We start from the raw sequence: 26,192 nt of genomic DNA on the forward strand, positions 1-26,192 counted from the left end.
GCCCTGGGTGCGACAAACGGGATGTGTGTGACACCCGCTCCCCCTTAACGCTAACTCACAGTGGGGGCATCTGGTGCGCTGACATCGACATGTTCGTACCCGCTCGCCAACAATCGATCGGCCACCTCGGCTTTCTGCTCGCTTTCAGAGCCGTCGCCCCACTTGAGCGTCCGTCCATCCTCGAGATACAGCGTGACTCCCGCGGGCGAGGGGGACTCCACGTGTTCGACCTCGTCGGCGATGCCCGCCGGAAGCGCACGCAGGACGGTGAGGGTCTCGATCGTCGCCAGGTCGTCGGGTCCGGGGTCGTCGAGCTCGACCCTCCAAATTGATCCGGGAGCGGAATCGGACCGGTCGAATACCACACCTTCGGAATCGACCATGAGAAAAGTCTCGTCGGCCGACGGAACGGCGATAAAAGGCTCGCGTTCGGTGACCGCGACGCTCACGGCGTTCGGCCACGACCGGGTGACCTCGACGGACTTGACCGGCGCGAGCGCCGCGACCGCCTCGGCGATCCCTTCGATGTCGGCGCCCAGGACCGAGCGGCCCATGGCCGATGCGCCGAGCGCGGCGACCTCCTCGGGGTCGAGCACCGCGGTGCCCGAGACCTCGATGCGCTTGACCTCGAACAGCGGCGTGGTCCACACGATGACGAAGGCCGCCAGCGCGAACGCCAGCGTCCCGGCGGCGATCCACCGCAGGCGCCGGTTGGGGAGGCGGCCGCGCACCACGTGCACCAGCCGCCATGGCCCGGGTCCGTTCTCGTTGTCAGGGCCGCGCATGGGTCGATGATGGCACGCCGGGGCCGGCGGACGGTGGCGGCTCGCCAGGGCATTCGGATAAGGTTAGGCAAACCTTATTACCTAGGAGGAGTGCGCGTGGCGACGCAGACCGAGGCATCAACCGAGAGCGCGGTACGGCCGTTCGACCTGTTCCCCGCCGAGGTGAAAGCGCTGCAACGCCTCAGCCCCTCGTTCGTCCGGGTGACCTTCGCGGGCGAGTCGCTCGCGCACTTCGCCGACAACGGAGCCGACCAGCGCTTCAAACTGATCTTCCCGGCCTCCGCCTGCGGCTTCGACAAGATGCCCTCCGGCGAGCGCTGGTACTCCGAGCTGCGCGCCCTCCCCGAGGACGAGCAGTGCGCCGTGCGCACCTACACCGTCCGGGCCGTGCGGCCCGAGACCGCCGAGGTCGACGTCGACATGGTGGTCCACGAGGCCCACGACGAGGCCGAGTGCGGCCCTGCGCTGCGCTGGCTGCAGGACGCGGCAGTGGGCGACCCGCTGCTCCTGCTGGGCCCTGACGCGCGCTGGGAGGGCCCGCACGGCGGCGTGGACTTCCACGCCCCCGACGGCGCCGAGATCCTCATCGCCGGCGACGAGACCGCGCTCCCGGCGATCGCGGCGATCCTCGAGGACCTGCCGATCACCGCGCGCGGCAAGGCGTTCATCGAGGTTCCCGAGGCCGCCGACGCCCTGGCGCTCGACGCGCCCGCCGACGTCGAGGTCGTCTACCTCCCGCGCGGGGGCGCGCCCTGGGGCGGCCTGCTGGTCCCGGCGGTCACCGAGGCCGCCCGCGCGATGGACTTCGCCGCCAAGGGCGGGCAGTTCGAGGAGATCGACGACGAGATGATCTGGGAGGCGCCCCAGGAGGTCGCCGCGACCGACGCGTACGTGTGGATCGCGGCCGAGACCGGCGTGGTCAAGACGCTGCGCTTCACGATCCGCAAGGAGCTGGGCCTGCCGAAGGAGTCGGGGGCCTTCATGGGCTACTGGCGCAACGGCAAGGCCTGGGACTAGGGCTTGACGAACACAGGGCGGCCGGAGTTCCGGCCGCCCTTCTTCCTTGCGCCGGTGCAGCGCGCGAGGACCGCGCCGTTCGCGAAGCAGCGGGCTCGCGGTTCAGGCGAAGGAGGGCGTGCCGGGCTCGTACTCGCTGACGAAGTCGGGGTGGACCCACAGGAACTTGCCGCGGTCCTGGACCCGTTCCAGGCCGCCGAAGCCGGGGTCGGCGTCGTCGAGGAAGGCGTGGAGGCGGCGCAGCTGCGCGCCGGACTGGCCGTCCCCCACCCCCCAGGCGGGCTGGCGCTCGGCGCCCGCGATCGCCTTCTCGCCGATCTCGGTGACGATCTTGAACGACTCCTCGGCGAGTTCGAGGTGGTTCTCGATCACCGCGGGGTCGAAGGAGGGGACGAGGAGGTCCATGGCGACCGAGCCGCCCGGGAGCACGGTCGACCAGAGCACCTTGAGGGTGCGGCTGATCCACGGCGCGGAGCGGACCAGCCAGTCGCGCGGCACGTCGATCTCGAAGACCCCGCTGCGGGGGTCGTCGTCGAGGACGTACAGCGGCAGTCGCGAGTGCTCGCACCACAGGACGACGCGGACGCCGGTGTGGGTGAGGCGGCGGCTCCAGGACTCGCGGTCGCGCAGTTCCACCGTGTAGAACCGCGGCCCGTTCACCGCCTCGTCGGTGAAGAGGGTGATGAGCTTCTGGATCTCCTCCTCGATCCGCTCCAGCTGCTCGGCCTCGCCGCGCTCGGCCACGCCGAGTCCGAGTTCGCGGCGCCCGCGGGGCACCGGCGGACCCCCTGCGGGCTCCTCGTCCTCGCCGTCGGGCGGGCGGTGGATGAGCCGGTCGATCGGCATGTCCGCCCAGCAGCGGCGGCACTCGGCGGTCTTCTTGCCGAGGCTGCGGCGGGTGAGGAGGCGCTCCAGTCCGAACAGGCCGGTCCCCGAGCGCTCGGGGTCGAGGCACTCGCCGGCGCAGGGCACGAGCCGCTTGACCCGGAAGCCGGGCCAGTGCTCGCCGACGTAGTCCTCGAGGTCCTGGATGAACGTCTCGAGGAACAGCTCCGGGTAGGCGGCCTTGACCGTCACGCGGAGCCGCTGCTCCTCGAGGCGGACCATGACGCGCGTGTAGCGGCTGGGCTGGATCACGAAGCCGCTGTGCCAGTGGACGCTGTCCTCGAAGCGCTCCCGCCCGAGGGAGTGGCGGTGCCAGCGCACGATGAGCTGGTGCAGCAGGCCCTCCGGGATGCCCTTGGCGCCGCGGGTGTCGAGGAACTCGCACAGCTGGGAGTCCTCCTTCAGGTGCGGGCCGAACTCGTCCCAGGCCCGGTGCAGCGGCGGCGCGACCTCGTCGACGAGCTGCGCGATGAGGCTGCTGGGCGGGCGCCCCTCGGACTCGGCGATCCGGTAGGAGAGGTCGTACTTCTCCATGAGCTGGATGAGGGCCGGGTGGAACTTCGGGTCGTAGCGGAAGTCGGGCCCGTTGCCGGGGTCGTTCCAGAGCCGACTCAGGCGGCGGTGCTCGACCAGGCCGTGCCGGGAGGCGGTCTCGGCGTCGTCCACGACGAGGCTCACCGCCTTGCTGAGCCAGTCGCCCTTGAGGACGACGATCTCCTTGAGGCCGTTGATCCGCGGGTAGTGGATCCAGTAGCCGAGCTGGGTGGCGATCGTCGCGAGCGCCCGGGCCGCGTCCTCGTCCAGTCCGTGGGCCTCGGCGCGGCGCAGGTAGTCGTCGTATTCGAGGTAGGACTCGCCGCTCTGGATGAGCGAGCGGCGCAGGTTCCGCCAGCCCGCGGGGACCTCGCGGTTGATCTGGGGTATCGCCGCGGCGGAGTCCCACAGGGCGGCCCGCAGGTCGTCGATGCCGAGTCCGGTGCGGCTGTCGACGAAGTGGAAGCCGCCGATGACGTCGTCGTAGCGCTGCATCAGGCTCGCCTGGTCGATCTTGGGGTGCTGCCCGTCGACGTGCGTGGCGACGATGTGGATCCGGATGTGCTCGTCGCTGGTGCGGCGGCGGATCAGGTCGATCCAGTAGTCGACGAAGCCCTGCATGGAGCCCAGCCGGGCCTTCCACACGACGACGTACACCGCGGGGGCGGTGAAGAACAGCTGGTGCGAGGGGCGGTAGGCCTTCTGGCCGCCGAAGTCCCAGGCGTTCATGGTGATCGCCGACGAGGGCTCGCCGCCGGGTCCGGTGAGTTCGAGGGTCTTGACCTCGACGCCGTGGGTCGAGCCGCGGTGCGGGTCGAACGGCTCGCCGCGCATCGCGGCCAGCAGCGAGCTCTTGCCGACCTCCCCTTCGCCGACGAGCACGAGCTTGGCCTCGCGGAAGTCGGCGCTGCCGGTGTCGAGGCCCTCCATGAACTCGCGGAGCGCGGGCAGTCCCGATTCTGCCGCGGCCCGCTGCTCGGGCGGCAGGAGGTTGCCCTCGAGGTAGAGCTGTTCGAGCCGGCCGAGCTTGAGGATGGAGCGGGGGAGGCTGCGCAGGCCGTTGTTCTCCGCGTCGAGGCGGCTGAGCCCGGTGAGTCCGCTGATGTACTCGGGCAGCTCGTTGAACTTGTTGCCGTTGAGGTTGAGGCGGCTCAGGTTCGTGAGCGCGGTGATCGTCCGCGGGAGCCTGGTGAGCCGGTTGAAGTCGAGTCCGAGGTGGACCAGGTTGACGAGGCGGCCGATCGAGTCGGGGAGGTCGGTGAGCCGGGTCCGGGTCATCTCGAGGCGGGTCAGGCCGGTCAGCTCGGTGACGGGCTCGGGGAACGTCCCGAACCGGTTGTCGGCGGCGTCGAGCCACGTGAGGTCGCGCAGGCGCGCGATCGACGCGGGCAGGTCGGTGAGGTCGTTGTGGAAGATGGAGAGCTTGACGAGCCGCTCGAGCCGCCCGATGGAGCCGGGCAGGGCGGTGATGCGGTTGATGTCGAGGTCGAGCCGGATGAGGGAGGCGAGGTTCCCGATGGTGGCGGGGAGCGAGGTGAGCTGGTTGTGCCCGAGGTTGAGCTCGGTGAGGTGCCCGAGCTCCCCGATCGACTCGGGCAGCGAGGTGATCCGGTTCTGGAAGAGGTTGAGCCGCCGCAGTCCCCTGAGCTCGCCGATCCAGTCGGGCAGGCGCGAGAGGCTGTTGACCCCCACGTCGAGGTCGGTGAGGCGGTCGAGTTCGCGGATGCCGTCGGGCAGGGCGGTCAGGTTCATCCGGGAGAGGTTGAGGGTGGGGTGGCCGAAGCGTTTCGCCTCCGCGATCAGCTTCTTGACGGACGGCATGAAGCGGTCACCTGCCGGGTTCGGGACGTGATGGCGCGGTCACGCCTCATGCTACTGCCCGGATGCGACGGACCGGTGTCGCGCGAACGCCGTGCGCCCCAATGGGTGACGGGCCCGCCGAGGCGGGCCCGTCGACTCAGCGCAGCAGTTCCTCGGGCATGAGGGAGATGGGCGGCGCGCCCATGGTCACCACGACGTCGCCCCCGTTCGCGAGGGCCCGCACGGCGGCGGGGACCCCGGACCATTCGGGCGCGAAGACCTTGGCCTCGTCGGGCAGCGCGACGGCGTCCAGGAGCGCCTGGCCGCCTTCGCCTTCGGGGACCTCCTCGCCGGGGCCGAAGATCTCCATCACGACGACCTTGTCGGCCAGGGAGAGGGCGGCGGCGATGTCCTCGCGCATCTCGACGGTGCGGTAGACGCGGTAGGGCATGAAGACCACGACGAGCTCGCCGGGGGCGGCGACCTCCTTGAGGGTCTTGATGGCCTCGGTCATCGCGGTCGGGTGGTAGGCGTACTCGTCGAAGACGGCGTAGACGCCGTCCTCGGCGCGCTGCTCGCCGCGCTTCTCGAACCGGCGCTTGACGCCCCCGAACGCGGCGATGCCCTCGGCGACGGCCTCGGGCTCGAGTCCGATCTGGAGCCCCACGGCGATCGCGGCGCCCGAGTTGAGGGCGATGTGGCGCCCGGGCATCGGCAGGTGGAAGCGGCCGAGGACCTGGTTCTGGTGGAGGACGGTGTAGTCGACGCCGTCCTTGCCGGACTCCACGTCGCCCAGCTGGATGTCCGCGCCGTCCGAGAAGCCGTAGGTGGCGACGGCGCGGCCCTCGGCGCGGAGCATCGCCGCCAGGCCCCTGGTGCCCGGGTTGTCGGCGCACAGGACCAGGAGCCCGTCCTTGTCGGTGTTGCGGCAGAACCGCTCGAACGCCTCGGTGAGGGAGTCCATGTCGCCGTAGGTGTTCAGGTGGTCGACGTCGATGTTGGTGATGACGCCGATCTCGGGGCGGTAGCGCAGGAACGAGCGGTCGGACTCGTCGGCCTCGGCGACGAAGAACTCGCCGTCGCCGTGGGCGCCGGTGTGGGCGCCGATGATCTCGCCGCCGTTGACGTACGACGGCGCGGCGCCGGCGTGCTCGAGCATCTGGGTGATGATCGCGGTCGTGGTCGTCTTGCCGTGGGTGCCGGTGACGACGATCGAGCGGCGGCCGGTCATGGCCGCGGCGAGCGCCTCGGAGCGGTGCAGGACGGGGATGCCGCGCTCGCGGGCCTCGACGACCTCGACGTGCTGGTCGTTGTGGGCGGTCGAGCGGACCACCGTGTCGATGCCGTCCAGGTTGGACTTGGCGTGCTCGCGGTGGAGGACCACGCCGAGGCGTTCGAGCTCGGGCAGGCTCGGCCACTCCTTGGTCTCGGAGCCGGTGACCTCGAGGCCGCGCGTGGCGTAGAGGCGGGTGAGGCCGTTCATGCCGACGCCGCCGACGCCGATGAAGAGGGTGCGCCCCAGGTCCTCGGCGGTGGTGCCGTCGTCGATCGGGCTGGTCAGGTCGTTGGGATCGGTCATGCCTGCTGGACCACCTTCAGCGTGTAGTTGCGGAGGGCCTCGTCGCCGGTGCGGGAACCGAACGCGGCCGCGGCCTGGGACATGCGGGCGACCTGGCCGGGGTCGGTGATGACGGGGACGAGGTTGGCGTCGATCCAGCCGGGGCTGAGGTTCTCGTCGTCGCAGAACATGGCGCCGCCGGCGGCCACGACGGGCCCGGCGTTGCGGTACTGCTCCTTGTTGCCCCAGGGCATGGGGACGAACACGGTGGGGAGGCCCAGCGCCGAGACCTCGGCGACGGTCATCGAGCCGCCGCGGGCGAGGACCATGTCGGCGGCGGCGTAGCCGAGGTCCATGCGGTCGAGGTAGGGCAGGGTCCGGTACGGGACGGGCAGGCCCTCGGGGATGTGGATCGGCTCGTCGCGGCGGGCGCCGGTGATGTGCAGGACCTGGACGCCGCGGTGCGTGAGGATCTGGGCCGCGCCGGCGACGGCGTTGTTGATCGAGGCCGCGCCCTGGGAGCCGCCGTAGACGAACAGGACCGGGCGCCGCGGGTCGAGGCCGAAGTACTGGCAGGCCTGGGCGCGCATGGCGCCGCGGTCGAGGTGGGCGATCTCGGGGCGCAGCGGGACGCCGGTGACGGTGCCGTCGGCGAGCAGCGGCGAGGCCTGCGGCAGGTGGGGGAAGCCGAGGGCGAGGTTGTCGCTGAACTTGAGCGCCATCTTGTTGGCGACGCCGGGCGGGTCGTTGAACTCGAAGATGACCATGGCGGTCTTGCGGCGCCACGCGGCGAGGTAGGCGGGGACGGCCACGTAGCCGCCGAAGCCGACCACGACGTCGGCCTGGACCTCGTCGAGGATGTCGCGGGTGGCCTTCATGGCCTTGAGCATCCGGGGCGCGGTCAGCAGCAGGTCGAGGTTGATCTTGCGGGGCAGCTGGTGGGCCGGGACGTTGCGCAGGTCGTAGCCGGCCTTGGGGATGAGGTCGTTCTCCAGGCCCTTCTCGGTGCCGAGGCAGGTGACGCGGATGTGGGGATCGTGCCGCCGCAGGCAGTCGGCGTAGGCCAGGAGCGGGTAAATGTGGCCGCCGGTGCCGCCGCCGGCGAGGACGACCGATCGAAGCTGAGGCAACGTCATGTCTTTCTGGTCGAAGGGACGGATTCGGAGTCGGATTCCGATCGGGGCGCGGGCGGCAGGGGGGCCCACAGCAAGCGTACGAGACGTGAGGGGTTGCGGGCCCGCAGCGCCTGGGCGGCGTCGGGTTCGGCACGCGCGAACCCGGCGAGCATCCCGATGGCCGCGAGCACGACGACGAGCGCGGTGCCGCCGTCGGAGATGAACGGCAGCGGGACGCCGGTCATGGGGATGAGGCCCAGGACCCCGCCGATGTTGATGAACGCCTGGCCGGCGAGCCAGATGGTGACGCCCGCGGCGACCAGGGCGCGGAACGGGTCGTCGGAGCGGCGGGCGATGCGAAAGCCCGTGTAGACCAGGACGCCGAAGAGCGCCAGGATCACCAGGCAGCCGACGACGCCGAGCTCCTCGGCGATGAGCGCGAAGATGAAGTCGTTGTGGCCGTTGGGGAGCCATTCCCACTTCTGGCGGCTCTCGCCGAGGCCGACGCCGAACCAGCCGCCGTCGGCGATCGCGTAGTAGCCTTGGATGGCCTGGTAGCCCCAGGTGTCGGCGTAGTCCTCGGGGCGCGAGAACGAGAGGATGCGCTCCATCCGGTAGCCCTCGAAGACGATGAGCAGCCCCGACCCGACCAGGGCGGTGCCGAGCAGGACGCCGAGGATGCGCAGCGGCACGCCCGAGGCCCACAGCAGGCCGATGAACATCGCCACGATGATGAGCATCGTGCCCAGGTCGGCGTAGCCGATGATGATCATCAACAGTCCGGCGATGGGGAACATCGGGATCGCCAGGTCCCGCCAGGAGGCGATGCGCGGGCCCAGGCGCACGAGCGAGTCCGCGGCCCACAGCAGGAGCGCGAACTTGGCGATCTCGGCGGGCTGGAACTGCACCGGGCCCAGGTGGATCCACAGCTGGTCGGACGCGATGCCCGAGGAGCCGTCGCCGGACCCGCCCCGGGACTCCACGATCGACATGACGACCAGGACCAGGCCGAGCAGGATCGACACGACCAGGAGCGGGCGCGAGATGGCCCGGTAGGTGCGCGAGGGCAGGCGCTGGGCGACCCAGAAGCAGATCAGGCCGACGACGGCCCACAGGATCTGCTGGAGGATGACCGCGTACGGGTCGCCGGTGGCTTCGTAGGACTCGACCATGGTGGCGGAGAAGACCATCACCAGGCCGATGGTGAGCAGGAGTCCCGCGGAGGAGAGCAGCAGGTAGTACGAGGCGAGCGGCCGGTCGAGCAGGCCGCGCAGCAACTCGGTGAACCCGCTCCTCACTCGGCCTCCCCCACCAGTGCCCTCGCGGCGGCGGCGAACGCGTTCCCGCGGTGGGCGTAGGAGTCGAACATGTCGTACGAGGCCGCGGCCGGGGACAGGAGCACCGTGTCCCCCGGCCGGGCGAAGCCCGCGGCGCGGGCGGCGACGTCGGTCATCACCGCATCGTCGCCGCCGTCGAGCACGACCACCGGGAGGTCCGGGGCGTGTCGCGCCAGCGCGTCGGCGAGCTGGGCCCGGTCCTGTCCGATGAGGACCGCGGCGCGCATCTTGGTGGCGAACCGGGCGGCGAGCCCGTCGACGTCGACGCCTTTGAGCTGGCCGCCGGCGACCCACACGATGGAGTCGTAGGCGGCGAGCGCGGCGGCGGCGGCGTGCGGGTTGGTGGCCTTGGAGTCGTCGACCCAGGTGACCTCGCCCGCTCGGAGGATCGTGACGTTGCGGTGGGGCTCGGGCGTGTAGTCGCGGATGGCCTCGCCGATGTCGCGGTGCGCGACGCCGGCCTGGCGGGCGAGCGCGGCGGCCGCGAGGGCGTTGGCGACGTTGTGCCAGCCGGCGGGGCGCACGTCGCCGACCGAGCAGATCTGGACGGGCGCGTCGCCGGTGTAGTCGACGAGGAAGCCGAGGGCCACGCCGAACTGGCCGGGCTCGGGCTGGTTCAGGGTGAAGCCGATGACCTCGGCGTCGGTGCGCTTGGCGAGGGCGACCACGGCCGGGTCGTCGAGGTTGACCACGGCGCGGCCGCCGCGCCACACGGCGGCCTTGGCCTCGGCGTAGGCGTCGAAGCCGCCGTGCCAGTCGAGGTGGTCGGGGGCGAGGTTGAGCACGGCCCCCGCGGTGGGTGCGAGCGTCGAGGACCAGTGGAGCTGGTAGCTGGAGAGTTCGACGCTGATGACGTCGTAGGGCCCGTTGGCGGCGTGCACGAGCGGGACGCCGATGTTGCCGAGTGCGGCGGTGCGCAGTCCGGCGGTCTGGAGGATCTCGGCGAGCATCGTCGTGGTGGTGGTCTTGCCGTTGGTGCCGGTGACGGCGAGCCAGCGGGCCGCGCCGGGCTCGCGCAGGCGCCAGGCGAGTTCGGGTTCGGAGAACGCCTCGAGTCCGGCCTCGCGCGCCGCGACCGCGATCGGGTGGTGCGGCGGGAAGCCGGGCGACAGGACGACCTGGTCGACGCCTTCGAGGAGGGCGGGGTCGAACGCGTCGGCGACGACGCAGGTCGCGCCGCGCTCGGCGAGGGACCGGAGCCGCTCGGAGTCGGCGCGGTCGTAGACGGTGACGTGCGCGCCGCGATCGAGGAGGACCTCGGCGCAGGCGGTCCCGGCGACGCGGGCTCCGGCCACGAGGACGCGGTCGGCGATGCCCCGCCCCTCGCCTCCCGCGGCCGCGGTGGTGCCTGTGCTCATCGGCTACCCCGCGATCCGCAGGAAGTCGGCGAAGAAGAAGCCGAGCGCGATGGCGACGCCGATGCCGGCGATGATCCAGAAGCGGACCACGATGGTCACCTCGGACCAGCCCGCGAGTTCGAAGTGGTGCTGGATGGGCGACATGCGGAAGACCCGTCTGCCGGTGAGTTTGAACGAGGTCACCTGGATCATGACGCTGGCGGTGGTGATGACGAACAGGGCGCCGATGATCGGCAGCAGCAGGATCGTCTTGGAGGCGATGGCGAGTCCGGCGATGAGCGCGCCGAGGCTGAGCGATCCGGAGTCGCCCATGAAGATCTGCGCGGGCGAGGTGTTCCACCACAGGAAGCCGAACATGGCCCCGGCGGCGGCGCCGGCGATGAGCGCGATCTCGAGCGGGTCGCGGACGTCGTAGCAGAGGTTGTCGGCGGGCTGGGCGCCGCCGCACCAGTGGCGGTACTCCCAGAAGCCGATGATGATGAACGCCACGAAGCCCATCATGGCGGCGCCGGTGGCGAGGCCGTCGAGGCCGTCGGTGAGGTTGACGCCGTTGGCGGTCGCGTTGACCAGCAGGACGATGAGGACGACCATGCCGATGTTGGTGACGTTGAGCCACTCGATGTCGCGGGTGAAGGAGATGAAGGGGGTGGCGACGGTCTCGGAGATCTCGTCGGTGTCGATCGAGCCGGTGTAGTAGACGGCGACGATGCCGAACAGGGTCGCGGCGATGGTGAGGCCGAGGACCTTGGCGCGGCCGGAGATGCCTCCGGAGTGCTTGCGGCGGATCTTGAGCCAGTCGTCGATGAAGCCCACGAACCCGCACGTGACGAACAGTCCGATGAGGACGATGCCGGTGGCGGTGAAGCCGGTCGGGCGGTTGAGGACGAGCCCGTCCACCCTCTCGGGCAGGGCCATGAGGACCAGGTGGCCGCTGACGTACGCGAGCACGGTGGTGAAGATGAAGACGACGCCGCCCATGGTGGGGGTGCCGGCCTTGGCGAGGTGGGTCTGGGGCCCGTCGGAGCGGATGGGCTGTCCGGCCTTGAGGCGGCGGAACAGCTTGGCCGCGAGGGGCGTCAGCGCCATGGTGAGCGCGAACGCCACGAACGCGGCGACGATGACTGCTCTCACTGGTCGGTTTCCTCCTTGGCGCGCAGGTGGTCGGCGACGTCCCAGGTCCGGTATCGGGAGCCTTTCACCAGGACGGCGTCGCCGGGGCGCAGCCGGTTTTCGAGCAGCTCGATGGCCGCGGCTTGATCGGGGACATGGGTGGCGGTGACGCCGTCGGCACCGTCGAGGATGGGCTCGGTGCCGTCGCCGATGGCGATGACCTCGTCGATCCCGGCTTCGGCGGCCTGTTCGCCGACGCGGCGGTGGCAGGTCTCGCTCAGCTCTTCGAGGTCGGCCATGAGTCCGAGGACGGCGATGCGCCGGCCCCGGGTGGGCAGTAGTCCGAGGGCGCGGACGGCCGCGCCCGTCGAGGCGGGGTTGGCGTTGTAGGAGTCGTCGATGACGACGGTGCCGTCGGGACGGGTGAAGACGTCCATGCGGCGCATCGATTTGCGGTCGGCCGCCGAGAGTCCGGCGGCGATCGCGTCGGGGCCCGCGCCGAGCCGCCACATCACGGCGGCCGCGGCGAGCGCGTTGTTGACCTGGTGGGCGCCCCACAGGCCCAGCTCCACCCGGGCGTGCCCGTCGGGGGTGCGCAGGGTGAAGGCGTGGCGGCCGTCGCGCGCGTCGACGTCGGCCGCGGTGATGTCGGCGGGGTTCTGGACCCCGAAAGTGAGGACCTGGGCGCGGGTGCGCCCGGCCATGGCGGCGACGCGCGGGTCGTCGGCGTTGAGGACGGCCGTGCCCTCGGGGCCGAGGAAGCGCGGCAGTTCGGACTTGGCCTCGGCGGTGGTCTCGATGGAGCCGAAGCCGTCGAGGTGGGAGATGCCGACGTTGAGGACCGCGCCGATCGAGGGCGGCGCGATCGCGCACAGCTCGGTGATGTGGCCCAGCCCGCGGGCGGCGAGTTCGAGCACGAGGTACTTCGTGTCCGGCGCCACCCGGCACACCGTGTACGGGTGGCCGAGTTCGTTGTTGAAGTTGCCCTCCGTGGCGACCGTGGGGCCGAGGCCGGCGCACAGCTGGCCGATGAGGTCCTTCGTGGAGGTCTTGCCGTTGGAGCCGGTGACGCCGATGATCCTCGCGTCCGTGGCGGCGGCGATGTGCTTGGCGAGCTTGGTGAGCGCGGCCATCGCGTCGTCCACATAGATCGCCGGCGAGGCGATGGTCCGGGTCGCGATCGTCGCCAGCGCGCCCTGCGCGCGGGCCTGCGCCGCGAAGTCGTGGCCGTCGACCTTGTCGCCGGGGAGGGCGAGGAAGAGGCCGCCGGGCCCGGCCTTGCGGGAGTCGAACTCGACGTCGCCGGTGGCGACCGCTTCGGGGTCGGCGGTCTCGCTGAGCTTGCCGTCGACGGCGGACGCGATCTGGGCCAGGCTCATCGGGATCACGCGGCGGACTCCTCCTGTTGTGCGGTAAAGCGGGTTCGGGACTATCACGCTTCAAGGTCATGGACCGGTTTCACCCAGCCGGCGTCGCGGAGCGCATTCGCCAGGAGGACGCGGTCGTCGCTGGCGACGGGGCCCGCGGCGGTCTCGGTGACGGTCTCGTGGCCTTTGCCGAGGAGGGCGATGGCGTCACCCGGGGCGGCCAGGGCGGCGGCCTCCCGCACGGCGGGTTCCCGTCCCGGGATATTACGGCAGGGCACGCCCTGTACCGCGGCGGCCACCTCGTCCCTGATGCGCGCGGGGTCCTCGGTGCGCGGGTTGTCGTCGGTGACGATGACCAGGTCGGCGGCCCGTGCGGCCGCCGCGCCCATGAGGGCGCGCTTGGAGCGGTCGCGGTCGCCGCCGGCGCCGAGGACCGCGATGACCCTGCCGGGGGTGGACTCGCGGAGGGCTTCGAGGACGGCGGTGATCGCCTCGGGCTTGTGGGCGTAGTCGACGACGCCGAGCACGGGGGCGTCGCCGGAGACGAGTTCCATGCGGCCGGGCACGCCGGTGCAGGAGGCGACGCCGTCGAGGGCGGTCCGGGTGTCGAGGCCGACCGCTTCGAGGAGGGCGACGGCGAGCACGGCGTTGGCGACGTTGTGGCGCCCGGGCATGTTGACCCGGCCCTCGCCGCCGCCGTTGGGGCCGGTGAGGTGGAAGGCCTGGGTGAAGCCCTCCCCGCTGATGCCGTCGGCGTAGTAGTCGGCGGTGGGGTCGGCGAGGGAGAAGGAGCGGTTGACGCCGTCGGCGAGGACGGCGACGCGCGGGTCGTCGACGTTGAGGACCTCGGTCTTGGCGCGGCCGTCGAACAGGCGGGCCTTCGCGGCGAAGTAGTCGTCGAGGTCGGCGTGGAAGTCGAGGTGGTCGGTGCCGAACATGGTGAAGCCGGCGGCGCGGAAGCGGCAGCCCTCGACGCGGCCGAGGGCGAGCGCGTGGCTGGAGACCTCCATGACGACCTCGGTGACGCCGCGTTCGACCGCGAGGGCGAGCAGCGCCTGGAGCTCGGGGGCCTCGGGGGTGGTGCGCTCGGACTTGATCGCCTCGCCGGCGATGCGGGTCTCGACCGTGCCGATGATGCCGGTGGTGCGCCCGGCGTGGGCGAGGGCGGCCTCGACCAGGTAGGCCGTGGAGGTCTTGCCGTTGGTGCCGGTGATGCCGATGAGGTTGAGGTGCTCGGAGGGGCGGCCCCAGACGCGGGCGGCGATCTCGCCGGTGAGCGAGCGCGGGTCCTCGGCCACGAGGACGGGCAGGAGGTCGCCGGCGAGGGCCGCGCCGCGGGCGTCGGTGAGGAGGGCGACCGCGCCGCGTTCGGCGGCCTGGGCCGTGAATTCGGCGCCGTGCCGCTTGGCGCCGGGCAGGGCCGCGAAGAGGTCGCCGGGTTCGACGGCGCCGGCGGCGAGGCTCACCCCGGTGACGGTGAACGCCCTGCCCCTGGCCGCGGGGAGGAGGTCGGCGAGGCCGTCGACTCGGTAGGGGACGGTCGTCTCAGGACGCGGAAAGCTCGGCACGGCCTGACCCTACACCGGCACCGACGGTCCGCAGGCTGTACACCGGAGGGGCGCACCGAAAGCGTTTACGCGCCCGCTTCCCCGGGTCCGTCGCCGATCGGATGGCGGTCGTGCTCGTCGAGGTTGTCCGACCACGTGCCCAGGAGCTTGTCCAGCTCGGCGGCCTGGTCGCAGTTGATCGCGTCGAGGAACAGCTCGCGGACCAGGGACAGGATGCACGGCGCGGCCTGCTCCAGGCGTTCGAGCCCGGGATCGGTGAGCTTGACCCAGACGCCGCGGTTGTCCTTGTCGCACTTGAACCGTTCGACCAGGCCCAGTTCGGAGAGCTTGTTGACCTGGTAGGTGACGGCGCTCTTGGCGGTGACGATGCTGTCGGCGAGGTCGCTCATGCGCATCGACCGGTCCTCGGCGTCGGCCAGGCGCACCAGGATCTCGTACTGCGTGTGCGTGATGCCGTGCCGCTCCTGGAGCCGCCGGTCGATCTGGTGCTCCAGCCGGTGGGTGACCTGGAGGAAGCGGGTCCAGACGGCGTTCACGTCCGGAGCGAGCCAGCGGCTCTCGAAGTCGCCCGCGCCCATGCTCGCCCTCCTCTTCCTCTGCAATACCAGCATTCGCGGCTGGTTCGAATTCGAACAATCCTACCAGCCGGTACGCCTCCGCACGGGCCGCGAGTTAGCGACGCCATAGCACCGCGAGAGAACGCGTCACATGATGACTACCTGCGGTTATAACGAAAGGCCCGGCGTCGGTCGAAGAATCCTTCCGTTCTAGGCTGTACGCCGACCTCCCGTCCCCTCGGCTCCGAGCTACCGAAGGACTCTCAAGCCTTGAACGCCGGTACATCCGCACCTCGCCCCGCGCGGCACTTCGCCAGCGGCGCCAAGCGCGTGCTGACCCTGCCCGTCGTGGCGCTCGCGGCGGTGGTCCTCCTGGTCGCCCCCGCGTCGCAGTCCACCGCGCAGGAGGAGGGCGGCTCCGACTCCCTGAGCCAGGCGATCGAGGACTACCTGAACGCGCAGGACGAGCTGGCCTCGCTCGAGCAGCAGCAGGAGGACCTCGAGCAGGAGCTGGTCGACTCCGAGGCCGAGGTGGTCGAACTCCAGGCCGAGATCGAGGAGTACGCGTTCGTCGCGTCCACGACCTCCGACTACCAGTCGACGGCGGCGCTGCTGGCCTCGGGCGACCCCCAGGACGCCATCAGCGCGATGACGATGCTCCAGTTCCTCGGCGAGTCCCGGGTCGACCGGCTCAACACCCTCATCACCCGCCTCGCCGAGATCGAGGCGACCCGCGAGACCCTCGCCGACAACATCGAGGAGCAGGAGGACGTCGCCGCCGAGATGCAGGACGCCCGCGACGAGGCCGCCCGCGAGCTCGCGGCCTCCGGCGGCGACGCCGCCGACGGCCCGACCGCCTCCGACGCCCCCGCGGCCGAGCCGTACGAGGGCGGCGACGGCGGCTGCACCGAGGACGACCCGACCCCCGCCGACGGGTGCCTCACCCCGCGCACCCTCCACGCCCTGGAGCAGGCCCAGATCGCCGGGTTCACCCGGTTCGTCTCCTGCTACCGCCCGTCCGGCTCCGGCGAGCACCCCAAGGGCCGGGCCTGCGACTTCTCCTCCGAGCCCGGCGGCTTCGGCGGCGACGCCGGAGGCGAGGACTACGACTACGGGCAGAACCTCGCCGCCTGGTTCATCGAGAACTCCGACGCGCTGGGCGTGAAGTACGTCATCTGGTACCGCCAGATCTGGTTCCCCGGGAACGGATGGAGCTCCTATTCCGGCTCCTATGGCGACCCGTCCTCCGACCACACCAACCACGTGCACCTGAGCATGCGCTGACCTGCGGTCCTGCTGCAGGGCCGCGGAACTCACAGGTGCGAAGAGGACGGCCCCTCGACGGCCCTGTGTAACGTGGGTCCATGACCGTCGCACGATCCTCTCTCACCCGCCGCGGCGCCTTCGCGGCCGCGGGCTCAGCCGCCGTGGTCGGCTTCGCGGCCGCGTGCACGAAGGACTCCGGGACCATCTCGGAAGAAGAAGGCGGCGGCGAATCCGAAGCCCCCCAGAGCGCCGCGAAAGTGACCATAACGCCCGCCGACGGCGCGACCGACGCCACCGCGGCCGCCGAGATCGCCTGGACCGTCGAGGCCGGCGAGTTCACCGAGTTCGCGCTCACCGACGCCGCGGGCGCCGCGGTCGAGGGCGCCATGCACCCGGACGGGACCACCTGGGTCCCGTCGGCCCCGCTGGAGTGGGAGGGCACCTACACCGCGACGGTGAAGGCCGCCGACGAGGCGGGCATCGAGGCCGTGGCGACCTCGACGTTCACCACGATCGCCTCCCCGGGGAACCGGGTGGGCATCGAGAACTACCTGCCGGGGAACGACTCCACCGTGGGCCAGGGCGCGATCCTCGCGTTCCGCTTCAACGACTACGAGATCCCCGAGGACCTGCGCGCCTCGGTCGAGCGGCGCCTGTTCGTCACCGCCGAACCGGAGCAGGAAGGCTCCTGGCACTGGATCACCGGGCGCGCCCTGGAGTACCGGCCCAAGGAGTACTGGCAGCCGAACACGCAGGTCACGGTCCGGCTCGGCCTCGGCGGCCTCGACATCGGCGACGGCCGCTACGGCGAGTTCGACCAGGACGCGTCCTTCGCGATCGACGCCGAGGCGCGGTTGCTGGAGGCCGACAACGACACCAAGCAGATGCGGGCGTACCTGGACGGCTCGATCGTCCAGACCATCCCGATCTCCCTGGGCTCGGACGAGCCGATCGACGGCAACGACGCCCGCTCGTTCTCGGGCACGATGACCGTCATGAGCCGCGAGGAGGAGTCGACGTTCGTCTCCGACCTCTACGACTACGAGACCGACGTCAAGTGGGCGATGCGCCTGACGTTCTCGGGCCAGTTCATCCACGGCGCGCCGTGGGCGGCCGACCGGCTCGGGAACTCGAACGGGTCCCACGGCTGCATCAACGTCTCCGACGAGATGGGCGAGTGGCTCTACAACTTCGTGCGCTGGGGCGACCCGGTGGTCGTCGCGAACACCGGCATCGACGTGCCGCAGGGCGACGGCTTCACCGCCTGGAGCCTGGACTGGGACACGTTCAAATCCGGTTCGTACCTGAGCGCATAGGCGGACGGGAAAGGCCCGGCAGATCCTGCCGGGCCCTGCCGCATGTCAGGTCTCAGACCCGCTCGTCGTCGCGGACCTTCGGGTCGGCGGCCTGCGGGTGCTCCTCGAGGATGCGCCGGTGCGCCCAGCGCTCCACGAAGAACGAGGCGACCGGCACGGTCCCGCCGAGCATGAGGCCGACCGTCTGGGGCCAGAACCTCCAGCCGGCCTGCTGGGCGAGGTGGAAGGCGAGCACCAGGTAGACCATGTAGCACAGGCCGTGGATCGGGCTGATGACCGAGACCATGGTGTCGTTGCCGCCGAAGTACTTGAGCGGCATCGCGACGAACATGAGCAGGATCAGGAACGTGCCGACGATCCAGGCGACGATCCGGAAGCGTTTCAGAGCGGCGTTCAAGCGTGGCTCCCATGTGCGGGCCGGTCCAACGGCGTGCGGGTCTCGGCCTCGCGGGCCTGGAGAATGGCGGTTTCGAACGGCGAGGTCACCGGCGGCGGCGCGGGCCTGCCGCGGGGCTGCTCGCCCTCGGGGCGGTCCTTGGCCAGTTCGAGGCGCATCTGCCGGATCCACAGCACCAGCGTGAAGATCGCGAACACCGGCCATTCGAAGGCGTAGCCCCAGCTGATGGCGTTGCCGCCCTGGGCGCGCGAGAGCTGCCACCAACCGAGCAGCCCGAAGGCGACCGTCAGCACCACCGCGAAGCAGTGGAGGACGATCCAGGGGGGCGTCAGCAACCGTCGCACGGAACCCAGACTAGGGTGACCGACCCGATGTTGCCGCCGGGGGGCCGTCCGTGGTGACATAGGCCGGTGACTCAGGACCTTCCGCTTTCCGGCGCCGTCAAGCCGTACCCCGAACCCGACGCCGCCGACGTCCGCGAGCTGCTGCTCGACTGGTGCGGCGCCGAACCGGAGGACGCCGACGACGCCGTCAAGGGGCTCGCCGCGCTCGACCCCCTCTCGCGCGAGCTCGCCGACCGGCTCTACCAGTCGATCGCCGCGGACATGGGCGGGCGCAAGTGGCTGGCATGGCCCAAGGCCACCGAGCCGCACCCGCTGCTGGGCCTGTATCCGCTGCTCGCGAGCGTGCCGGACATGCTGGCGTTCCACCAGGGCCGGGGCGTCGAGGAGGACCTGTCGCGTCGCGTCCTGGCCGACGTCGGCGAGAAGCTGCGGCTCAACCGGCGCCTCTACGGCCGGGCCGGACTCGACGTCGCGAACTGGTTCACCGGGCACGTGCGCGGCGTGCTCTACCAGCTGGGGCGGCTCCAGTTCTGCGTCGAGGGCGCGGGACCGAAGCCGTTCGTGGGCATGCACATCCGCGGCGAAGGCGGGCCGCTCACCCTCGACGCCGTGCGCGACTCGGTCGAATGGGCGCTGGAGTTCTTCCCGGCGGTCTTCCCCGACCGCTATTCGGGGCCCGAGGACCTGGTGTTCAAGTGCGATTCCTGGCTGCTGGACCCGCAGCTGCGCGACTGGCTGCCGGAGCGCTCGAACATCCCCGGCTTCGGCGCCCTGTTCGACCTCGAGGGACCCGGCGACCCGAAGGGCGCCCGGAACAGCTTGTGGCGCTTCGTCTTCGCGCGCACCGATGACACTCCGGTCGAGAAGCTGCCGCGGGACAACACGCTCCAGCGCGCGGTCCTGGCCGGCATCGAGTCCGACGTGCCCTGGCGCAACCGGTCGGGGCGCCTGAACCTCGCGAGGCTCGGACTCTAGGCCGATGCGACGGCGGCCGCCCCGAACCGGGGCGGCCGCCGTCGTCGTTCACTCCCCCGCGCGCGCCCGCCGCCAGGCCTCGCTCGCGACGTAGTGGTTGTCGTACCTGCTTGCGGAGGCCGGGATCTCGGCCGGATCGGCCTCGCCTGCGGCCACGCGCTCGAGGAGGCGGTAGTAGTCGAAGCGGTCGGCGGCCGGGGCGAAGACCGCGAGGACGTCGGCGTCGGAGCCGGGCGCGGCGCCGAAGGCGTGCGGGAGCCCGGCGGGAATCGACACGAAGTCCCCGGCCTCCAGGACGACGACCTCGTCGCCGGTGAGGACTTGGAGCCGCCCGGAGATGACGAACAGCGATTCGCTGGCGCCGGTGTGGAAGTGCGAGGGGGCGCCGTCGCCGCCGTCCGGGAAGGTGGACCGGGTGACCGAGAGGGCCCCGCCGGTGGCGGAGGAGTCGGCCAGCAGCGTCATGACCGACCGCTGGGCGTGGGCGAGCTTCTCGGCGGTGGCGCCCCGGGTGACGACGGGTGCGGCGGCGGTGGTGCTCATGGCGTGTTCCTCCTGCTCGGCTCCGGCCCTCGCCGGAACTCATATCTAGATATTACATGTCTAGATAAGGAGGCGCAACACCGGTTCGACGTGTCGAATCCCATGCCAGGTCCGGTTTCGACACCGACGCCTCGAAGACGAACCAGGATGGATACCATCGAGATTATGAAGATCAGCGAAGGCGTCGAATGGGCCGCGCACTGCTGCCTGCTCCTGGACTGGATGGGCGAGGACGGGCCGGTCTCGACGGCCCGGCTCGCCGCCGGGTACGGGCTCCCGGCCGCCTATCTGAACAAGCAGCTCCAGCCGCTCGTCAAGGCCGGCATCCTCACCTCGACGGCGGGCAAGAAGGGCGGCTTCCGCCTGGCCCGGCCGCTCGGGGAGGTCACCTTGATGGACGTGCTCGCCGCGATCGAGGGTCCCGCGGAGGCGTTCCAGTGCGCCGAGATCAGGCAGAACGGCGTGTGGGCCGACCTGCCCGCGTCCGCCTTCCGGGCTCCGTGCGCGATCGACGCGGCGATGCGCGGCGCCGAGCTCGAGTGGCGCCGGGCCCTCGCGGCCCGGACCCTCGCGTCGATCCAGTCCGACGCCGAGCTCCAGGCGCCGGGACTGCGCACGCAAGTCCGGGAGTGGTACGCCCGCCCAAGGCAATAGGCTGTCCTCATGCGCATCGTCATCGCCGGTTCGAGCGGGTACCTCGGCGCCGCACTCATGGACGCCCTCGAGGGCCACGACATCGTGCGGCTGGTCAGGCACCGGCCCGATGAGGAGAACGAGATCCGCTGGGACCCTTACCAGGGCGAGCTCGACCCGCAGATCCTCGACGGCGTGGACGTGGTGGTGAACCTGTGCGGGGCCTCGATCGGCGGGCAGCGCTGGAACGAGGCGTACAAGCAGCGCCTGCGCACCTCGCGGGTCGTCCCGACGACCGTGCTCGCGACGGCGGTGGCGCGGGCGGGCGTGCCGACGCTGGTCAACGCGTCCGCCATGGGCTGGTACGGCGACCGCGCCGACGTCGAGGTGGACGAGTCGTTCCCGGCGGCCGCGGACTTCCTCGGGCAGCTGTGCCTGGCCTGGGAGAACGCGACCGCGCCGGCGGCGGAGGCCGGCGCGCGGGTCGTCAAGCTGCGCACGGGCCATGTGCTCGGCCCCGGAAGCGTGCTGCTGGCGCGGCTCGCGCCCGCGTGGCAGTGGTTCCTCGGCGGGCGGTTCGGGAACGGGCGGCAGTACCTGTCGTGGATCTCGTTGCGGGACTGGGTCGGTGCGGCCGTCGCGGTCATCGAGGGCGACGCGTCGGGCCCGGTGAACATGGTCGGCCCGAAGTCGGTGCGCAACAAGGACTTCGCGAAGGCGCTGGGTGCGGCGGTGCACCGTCCGGCGCCGTGGCCGATCCCGGGCTGGGCGGTGAAGATCGTCGCGGGCGAGGCCGCGGTGGAGATGCTGCGCGGCGCGAACATCCGCCCGAAGGCGTTGCAGGACATGGGCTATCAGTACCAGGACGAGACGGTCTTCGAAGCGATCCGCACCGCGATCCCCCCGCGCTGAACCGCGCGACGAGCGCTCACGAGGCCTCGATACGGGCCGAGGAGCGGTGCCGCTCCGGACCACCCGCCGCCGACGCCGGACCGGGGCGATAGCGGCGCGGCTTTACACTGGGTGGCCCCGCCCTCGGAGGACCGCCCATGCTGACACCGCCTTCCATCCCCCTGCCTCCCGACCTGCTCCATCACAAGCCGGGGACCGTCACCGCCGCCCAGGTGATGCTCTGGCTCCAGTTCTCGTTCCTCATCTGCTGCGGCACCGGCGGCGGCCTGACGGCGCTGTTCTGGTCCTCGGCCGTCGACTTCTCCGACTTCGAGTTCACGGAGGACTTCTCCCAGGGGGTCGAAGACCTCGCCGCGGTCGTCACCGTGGTCATCGCGGCCACGATCGCCACCGTGATCCTCTTCGGGATCCTCGCGGTGAAGATCGGCGCCGGGCGCCGCTGGGCGCAGGTGACCACGATCGCGGTCATGCTGCTGGCCTTCGTAGTCGGGTTCCTCGGGCTCTACACGGGTTTCGAGGCGAGCGGGGAGGCCGGGGCGCCGGTGGACGGCACGCGGCTGCTCTGGACGCTGCTCGGACTGGCGATGCCGCTGGTGACGCTCCTGTGCCTGTTCACCGGGTCGGCGAACCAGTGGTTCCGCCAGAAGGGCCGCGATCCCCTCAGGACGCTGCCGCCTCAGCCGCCGTACGCGGCGTACCGCTGAGCGCGGCCCCGAGCGCGGCGATGTTGTCCCCCACCGCGTCCGGGTCGCCGAGTCCTTCGACGAGGAGGAGCTGGCGTGCCACGCCGGTGCGCTCGGCGGAGGCGGCGAGCCGTTCGGCCACGTGGGCGGCGGTGCCGACGGCGTGGCGCCCGATCATCCAGTCCACATAGGCCGCGTGGTCGCGCTGGGTGCGGCCCGGCTTGAGGCTGACGTACTGGCCGACGCCGCGGGTGAGGAGCTCGGTGAGCGAGGCGCGCAGCCGGCCGACCGCGGCGGGCCCGTCGGCGATCTGCGCCAGGTGGGTCGAGACGTGTTCGGCCCCTTGGGGATCGTGGCCGCCCGCCTCCGCCTCCCGACGCCACGCGGTGAGGAGGGCGAGGTGGTCCTCGTCCTCGGCGTGCATGCCCAGCAGGAGCGGCAGGCCGAGGCGGCCGGCGAGCCGGGCGGTGTCCGGGCTGGTGGCGGCGACCCACACCGGGGCGCCGGCGCCGGGCGGCATGACGCGCACGGGCAGGATGTCGAAGAACTCGCCGGTGTGGGCGACTTCGGGCTCGCCCGACAGCCAGCGCGTCAGCAGTTCGAGGCCCTCCTCGAAGCCGCGTTCGTAGCGGTCGAGGCCGGAGCCGAAGACGTCGAGGTCGATCCAGGGCCCGCCGCGTCCGACGCCGAGGCGGAAGCGGCCGGGGGCGAGCGCGTCCAATGTGGCCGCCTCTTCGCCGAGGGCGACGGGGTGGCGGTTGGAGAGCACCGCGACGGCGGTGCCGATCTGGATGCGGGTCGTGGCGGCCAGGAGGTGGGCGGCCATGAGGGTCGCGGAGGGGTTGGCGCCGTAGTCGATGAAGTGGTGCTCGGCGACCCAGGCGCCGTCCAGGCCGGCGGCTTCGGCCCCGCGCGCGTAGGAGACGACTCGGCGGAGCGACTCCGCCGGTGCGGCACCGGGGAACACTCCGCCGAGCAGGAACACGTCGTGTGCACTCATGCACACACTCTATTGGTTCGCGCTAGTGGCGCAACATCTCCGCGACGAGGAACGCGAGCTCGAGCGACTGCTGCGTGTTCAGGCGCGGGTCGCAGGCGGTCTCGTAGCGGTCCGAGAGCTGGTCGTCGCGGATCTCCTGGGCGCCGCCGACGCATTCGGTGACGTCCTCGCCGGTGAGTTCGATGTGGATGCCGCCGGGGTGGGTCCCGGTCTGGCGGTGCACCTCGAAGAAGCCGAGGACCTCGTCGACGACCTGGTCGAACGCGCGGGTCTTGTATCCCGAGGCGGCCTCGTAGGTGTTGCCGTGCATGGGGTCGCACTGCCACACCACTTTGCATCCGGCGGCCTGGACCTTCTCGATGATGGGCGGCAGGACGGTGCGGACGTTCTTGTGGCCCATGCGGGTGATGATGACGAGCTTGCCGGGGATGTTCTCCGGGTTGAGCTTCTGGCACATCTCGACGACCCACTCGGGCGTGGCGGTCGGGCCGATCTTGCAGCCGACCGGGTTGGCCACGCGGGAGAGGAAGTCGATGTGGGCGCCGCCGAGCTGGCGGGTGCGCTCGCCGTTCCAGACCATGTGCCCCGACAGGGCGTAGGCCTTGCCGTCGAAGATGCGGGTGAGCGCCCGGTCGTATTCGATGGCGAGCATCTCGTGGGAGGCGAAGACCTCCGCCGTGTGCAGGTTCTCCGACTCGACGCCGCAGGCGGCCATGAAGCGGACGGCGCGGTCGATCTCGCGTCCGATCGCCTCGTACCGCTCCCCGGCCGGGGAGGTGCGGACGAAGTCCTTGTTCCAGTCGTGGACGGCCATGAGGTCGGCGAGGCCGCCGCGCAGGTAGGCGCGGAGCATGTTCATGGACGCGGCCGAGTTGGCGTAGGCGCGGATCATCCGCTGCGGGTCGCAGACCCGGGCCTCCTCGGTCGCTTCGAGGGAGTTGAACATGTCGCCGCGGTAGACGGGCAGGCCGAGCGAGTCGGTTGCGGCCGAGCGCGGCTTGGAGTACTGGCCGGCGACGCGGCCGACCTTGACGACCGGGAGCGAGGCGCCGTAGGTGAGCACGACCGCCATCTGGAGGAGCGTGCGCATGTTGGCGAGCACGTGGTGCTCGGTGTTGTCGATGAACGTCTCGGCGCAGTCGCCGCCCTGCATGAGGAAGGCGCGGCCTTCGCAGACCTCTGCGAGCCGCTCGCGCAGGTGGTCGACCTCGTAGGGGGCGACGATCGGCGGGACGGCGGCGAGCACGCCGGTGACGTCCTCGACCTCGGCGTAGTCGGGCCACGGGGGGACCTGCTCTCGGGGCAGGTCCCGCCAGGCGTCGAGCTGATAGCGCTCGGCTTCGTCCTCGTCGGCGACGACGGGGACGAGTCCAGGGTTTCGCAGATCATGCCATTGGCGGTTCACGCGCATATCGTACGCGGGCGTTTCGACCGGGCACCACGCTGATTTCGCCGTCTCAAGGGGTGAACCCTCCCACGTGGATCGACCGGTGCGCCGCGAGCGGCGGCGGAGGGTCACGTCCCGCTGTCGCGAGTGTCACGTCGCCCGCCTCGCACACGCGGCCGGGACCGGCGCGACACATCGGGACGATCGCAGACATCCCACCTTTGGGGCCGCGTCTAGTCTGGCCGGGTGCGCAAGACGACGATTGAAGACTGGCTGACCGACCTCGCCTCCGAGCTTCCCGCGCCCGGCGGCGGAGCGGCGGCGGGGGTCAACGCGGCGATGGGCGCGGCCCTGGTGTCGATGGTGTGCAACCTGACCATCGGGAAGCCGAAGTTCGCCGAACACGAGACCGTGATGCGGGAGGCGCTGGCCGAGGCCGAGAGGCTCCGGCTGGAGGCGCTCCAGCTCGCGGAGGACGACGCCGAGGCGTTCTCGGGGGTGGTGGCGGCCTACAAGCTGCCGAAGTCCTCGGACGAGGAGAAGGCGGCGCGGACCGCCGCGATCCAGGCGGGCCTGGTCGAGGCCGCGGCGGTGCCGCTGGCCGTGGCGAAGGTCGCGGCCCAGGTCATCCGGCTGTCGGGGCGAGTGCTGGAGGGGTCGAACCCGAACGTGCTCTCCGACGTGGCCGTGGCGGCGTCGGCGGCGAAGTCGGCCCTGGAGTCGGCGGCGCTGAACGTGGACATCAACCTCGTCTCGATCAAGGACCCGGCCGAGCGCGAGCGGCTCGCGAGCAGTTTGAACGAGGCGCTCCAGTCGAAGGTCCAGGCCGAGGCGATCATGCAGGCAGTGGCGAAGAGGATTCGGGCATGAGTGACATCGACGGGCGCGCGGTCGCGAAGGCGCTGCGCGCGGAGGTCGCCGCGGAGGCGGAGCGGCTGCGCGGCGAGGGCGTCGTGCCCCGGCTGGCGGTCGTGGTGCCGACCGACGACGAGGGCACGGCCTGGTACGTGCGCTCGATCAAGAAGGCCGCCGAGAAGGAAGGCGTCGACTGCCGGATCGAGCACCTGAAGGAGCCCGGCCGGGACGAGATCGTCGCGAAGCTCCAAGAGCTGTCGGCCGACGACTCGGTGCACGGGATCATCTGCCAGACGCCGCTGCCCGAGGGCGTGACGCTCGCCGAGCTGGGCTGGTACATCAGCCCGTACAAGGACATCGACGGGGCGAACCCGGAGAGCCTGGGGCGCCTCGCGCAGGGGCGGCGGACGTGGGCGCCGGCGACGGCGGCCGCTGTCCTGGAGCTGCTCAAGCGCGAGGATGTGGTGCTGGAGGGCGCGCGGGCCGTCGTGGTCGGGCGGTCCACGGTGGTGGGCAAGCCGGCGGCGCTGCTGCTGGTGAACGAGTCGGCGACGGTCACGGTGTGCCATTCGCGCACGAAGGACCTGGCGGCGGTGTGCCGCGAGGCGGACGTGCTGGTCGCGGCCGTGGGCCGCGCGGGCATGATCGGCGCGGACTTCGTGAAGCCGGGCGCGACGGTGATCGACGTGGGCACCAACCCGACCGAGGACGGCGGCCTGGTGGGCGACGTGGACTACGCGGCGGTGTCCGAGGTGGCCGGCAGGCTCACGCCGGTGCCGGGTGGCGTGGGCCCGGTGACGACGGCGCTCCTGCTGCGCCACACCGTGGAAGCGGCGGAATTGTCGAAGACCCACGGCTGAAGCCGAAGCGGCGCAAGAGTTCTCGAGAAG

Annotated in this window: 24 protein-coding genes; 9 read left to right on the forward strand and 15 right to left on the reverse strand. The window is 71.3% G+C overall.

What is annotated here, in order from left to right; all coding sequences use genetic code 11:
• Positions 1-50: 50 nt before the first annotated feature.
• Positions 51-785: a cell division protein FtsQ/DivIB gene (locus BLQ63_RS04755; protein ID WP_091029324.1), complete on the reverse strand. Its 735-nt coding sequence runs from the start codon at positions 783-785 to the stop codon at positions 51-53.
• 96 nt (positions 786-881) lie between these two features.
• Here BLQ63_RS04755 and BLQ63_RS04760 point away from each other — a divergent pair, with 96 nt between their 5' ends.
• A complete protein-coding gene (locus BLQ63_RS04760) occupies positions 882-1,802 on the forward strand; it encodes a siderophore-interacting protein (RefSeq protein WP_245680842.1) in 921 nt (306 codons plus the stop codon).
• Between the two features lie 102 nt (positions 1,803-1,904).
• Here the strand turns inward: BLQ63_RS04760 and BLQ63_RS04765 are convergent, their stop codons facing one another.
• The 9 genes from BLQ63_RS04765 to BLQ63_RS04805 all read right to left on the reverse strand — a co-directional run bounded on the left by BLQ63_RS04765 (position 1,905) and on the right by BLQ63_RS04805 (position 15,012).
• Positions 1,905-5,042, reverse strand: a complete 3,138-nt coding sequence (locus BLQ63_RS04765) for a leucine-rich repeat domain-containing protein (protein WP_091029330.1) — start codon at positions 5,040-5,042, stop codon at positions 1,905-1,907.
• 136 nt (positions 5,043-5,178) lie between these two features.
• Positions 5,179-6,600 carry a UDP-N-acetylmuramate--L-alanine ligase gene (gene murC, locus BLQ63_RS04770; protein WP_091029332.1) on the reverse strand — a complete coding sequence of 474 codons (1,422 nt, stop codon included), beginning with the start codon at positions 6,598-6,600 and terminating at the stop codon, positions 5,179-5,181.
• Entirely contained in the window at positions 6,597-7,709 is a 1,113-nt protein-coding gene (locus BLQ63_RS04775) for a glycosyltransferase (RefSeq protein WP_091030168.1), read from the reverse strand. The genes murC and BLQ63_RS04775 overlap by 4 nt, the downstream gene beginning before the upstream one ends.
• A gap of 2 nt (positions 7,710-7,711) precedes the next feature.
• Entirely contained in the window at positions 7,712-8,992 is a 1,281-nt protein-coding gene (ftsW, locus tag BLQ63_RS04780; RefSeq protein ID WP_091029337.1) for a putative lipid II flippase FtsW, read from the reverse strand.
• Positions 8,989-10,389 carry a UDP-N-acetylmuramoyl-L-alanine--D-glutamate ligase gene (gene murD, locus BLQ63_RS04785; protein WP_091029341.1) on the reverse strand — a complete coding sequence of 467 codons (1,401 nt, stop codon included), beginning with the start codon at positions 10,387-10,389 and terminating at the stop codon, positions 8,989-8,991. Before murD ends, ftsW begins: the two co-directional genes overlap by 4 nt.
• Before the next feature lie 3 nt (positions 10,390-10,392).
• A complete protein-coding gene (gene mraY, locus BLQ63_RS04790; protein WP_091029345.1) occupies positions 10,393-11,520 on the reverse strand; it encodes a phospho-N-acetylmuramoyl-pentapeptide-transferase in 1,128 nt (375 codons plus the stop codon).
• Positions 11,517-12,887, reverse strand: a complete 1,371-nt coding sequence (locus BLQ63_RS04795) for a UDP-N-acetylmuramoyl-tripeptide--D-alanyl-D-alanine ligase (protein ID WP_091029348.1) — start codon at positions 12,885-12,887, stop codon at positions 11,517-11,519. Before BLQ63_RS04795 ends, mraY begins: the two co-directional genes overlap by 4 nt.
• A gap of 44 nt (positions 12,888-12,931) precedes the next feature.
• Entirely contained in the window at positions 12,932-14,434 is a 1,503-nt protein-coding gene (locus BLQ63_RS04800) for a UDP-N-acetylmuramoyl-L-alanyl-D-glutamate--2,6-diaminopimelate ligase (protein WP_091029351.1), read from the reverse strand.
• A 65-nt stretch (positions 14,435-14,499) separates the two neighbouring features.
• Positions 14,500-15,012, reverse strand: a complete 513-nt coding sequence (locus tag BLQ63_RS04805) for a MarR family winged helix-turn-helix transcriptional regulator (protein WP_177154795.1) — start codon at positions 15,010-15,012, stop codon at positions 14,500-14,502.
• A 249-nt stretch (positions 15,013-15,261) separates the two neighbouring features.
• On the opposite strand from BLQ63_RS04805, the gene BLQ63_RS04810 reads away from it, so the two are divergent.
• Together BLQ63_RS04810 and BLQ63_RS04815 are read left to right on the forward strand one after the other, a co-directional pair.
• The gene (locus BLQ63_RS04810) at positions 15,262-16,275 is read left to right on the forward strand and encodes a VldE C-terminal domain-containing protein (RefSeq protein ID WP_091029358.1); all 1,014 of its coding nucleotides are present in this window, start codon (positions 15,262-15,264) and stop codon (positions 16,273-16,275) included.
• An 80-nt stretch (positions 16,276-16,355) separates the two neighbouring features.
• The gene (locus tag BLQ63_RS04815) at positions 16,356-17,573 is read left to right on the forward strand and encodes a L,D-transpeptidase (protein WP_091029361.1); all 1,218 of its coding nucleotides are present in this window, start codon (positions 16,356-16,358) and stop codon (positions 17,571-17,573) included.
• A gap of 52 nt (positions 17,574-17,625) precedes the next feature.
• Here the strand turns inward: BLQ63_RS04815 and BLQ63_RS04820 are convergent, their stop codons facing one another.
• Together BLQ63_RS04820 and BLQ63_RS04825 are read right to left on the reverse strand one after the other, a co-directional pair.
• Entirely contained in the window at positions 17,626-17,970 is a 345-nt protein-coding gene (locus BLQ63_RS04820) for a DUF3817 domain-containing protein (RefSeq protein ID WP_091029365.1), read from the reverse strand.
• Entirely contained in the window at positions 17,967-18,314 is a 348-nt protein-coding gene (locus tag BLQ63_RS04825; protein ID WP_143014768.1) for a hypothetical protein, read from the reverse strand. Before BLQ63_RS04825 ends, BLQ63_RS04820 begins: the two co-directional genes overlap by 4 nt.
• A 66-nt stretch (positions 18,315-18,380) precedes the next feature.
• Here BLQ63_RS04825 and BLQ63_RS04830 point away from each other — a divergent pair, with 66 nt between their 5' ends.
• Positions 18,381-19,289, forward strand: coding sequence for an acyltransferase domain-containing protein (locus tag BLQ63_RS04830; RefSeq protein WP_091029374.1), 909 nt, complete (start codon positions 18,381-18,383; stop codon positions 19,287-19,289).
• A 48-nt stretch (positions 19,290-19,337) separates the two neighbouring features.
• Here BLQ63_RS04830 and BLQ63_RS04835 read toward each other — a convergent pair whose 3' ends face one another.
• Complete coding sequence (locus BLQ63_RS04835; RefSeq protein ID WP_091029378.1) at positions 19,338-19,832, reverse strand: cupin domain-containing protein; 495 nt, start codon at positions 19,830-19,832, stop codon at positions 19,338-19,340.
• 165 nt (positions 19,833-19,997) lie between these two features.
• Here BLQ63_RS04835 and BLQ63_RS04840 point away from each other — a divergent pair, with 165 nt between their 5' ends.
• From BLQ63_RS04840 to BLQ63_RS04850, 3 genes are all read left to right on the forward strand, one after another.
• Positions 19,998-20,486 carry an RrF2 family transcriptional regulator gene (locus BLQ63_RS04840; protein ID WP_091029381.1) on the forward strand — a complete coding sequence of 163 codons (489 nt, stop codon included), beginning with the start codon at positions 19,998-20,000 and terminating at the stop codon, positions 20,484-20,486.
• A gap of 9 nt (positions 20,487-20,495) precedes the next feature.
• Positions 20,496-21,377: a TIGR01777 family oxidoreductase gene (locus BLQ63_RS04845; protein ID WP_091029384.1), complete on the forward strand. Its 882-nt coding sequence runs from the start codon at positions 20,496-20,498 to the stop codon at positions 21,375-21,377.
• 137 nt (positions 21,378-21,514) lie between these two features.
• On the forward strand, positions 21,515-22,081 hold the full coding sequence (locus BLQ63_RS04850; protein WP_091029387.1) for a hypothetical protein: 567 nt from the start codon (positions 21,515-21,517) through the stop codon (positions 22,079-22,081).
• Here BLQ63_RS04850 and BLQ63_RS04855 read toward each other — a convergent pair.
• Complete coding sequence (locus BLQ63_RS04855; RefSeq protein WP_091029391.1) at positions 22,038-23,060, reverse strand: LLM class flavin-dependent oxidoreductase; 1,023 nt, start codon at positions 23,058-23,060, stop codon at positions 22,038-22,040. The two genes, BLQ63_RS04850 and BLQ63_RS04855, sit on opposite strands and share 44 nt — an antisense overlap.
• 22 nt (positions 23,061-23,082) lie before the next feature.
• On the reverse strand, positions 23,083-24,465 hold the full coding sequence (locus BLQ63_RS04860; protein WP_218125062.1) for a class II 3-deoxy-7-phosphoheptulonate synthase: 1,383 nt from the start codon (positions 24,463-24,465) through the stop codon (positions 23,083-23,085).
• Between the two features lie 228 nt (positions 24,466-24,693).
• Here BLQ63_RS04860 and BLQ63_RS04865 point away from each other — a divergent pair, with 228 nt between their 5' ends.
• A complete protein-coding gene (locus BLQ63_RS04865) occupies positions 24,694-25,317 on the forward strand; it encodes a cyclodeaminase/cyclohydrolase family protein (RefSeq protein ID WP_091029396.1) in 624 nt (207 codons plus the stop codon).
• Positions 25,314-26,162, forward strand: a complete 849-nt coding sequence (locus BLQ63_RS04870) for a bifunctional 5,10-methylenetetrahydrofolate dehydrogenase/5,10-methenyltetrahydrofolate cyclohydrolase (RefSeq protein WP_091029399.1) — start codon at positions 25,314-25,316, stop codon at positions 26,160-26,162. Before BLQ63_RS04865 ends, BLQ63_RS04870 begins: the two co-directional genes overlap by 4 nt.
• Positions 26,163-26,192 lie beyond the last annotated feature (30 nt).

This window comes from Glycomyces harbinensis (assembly GCF_900101745.1).
Classification (GTDB): domain Bacteria; phylum Actinomycetota; class Actinomycetes; order Mycobacteriales; family Micromonosporaceae; genus Glycomyces; species Glycomyces harbinensis.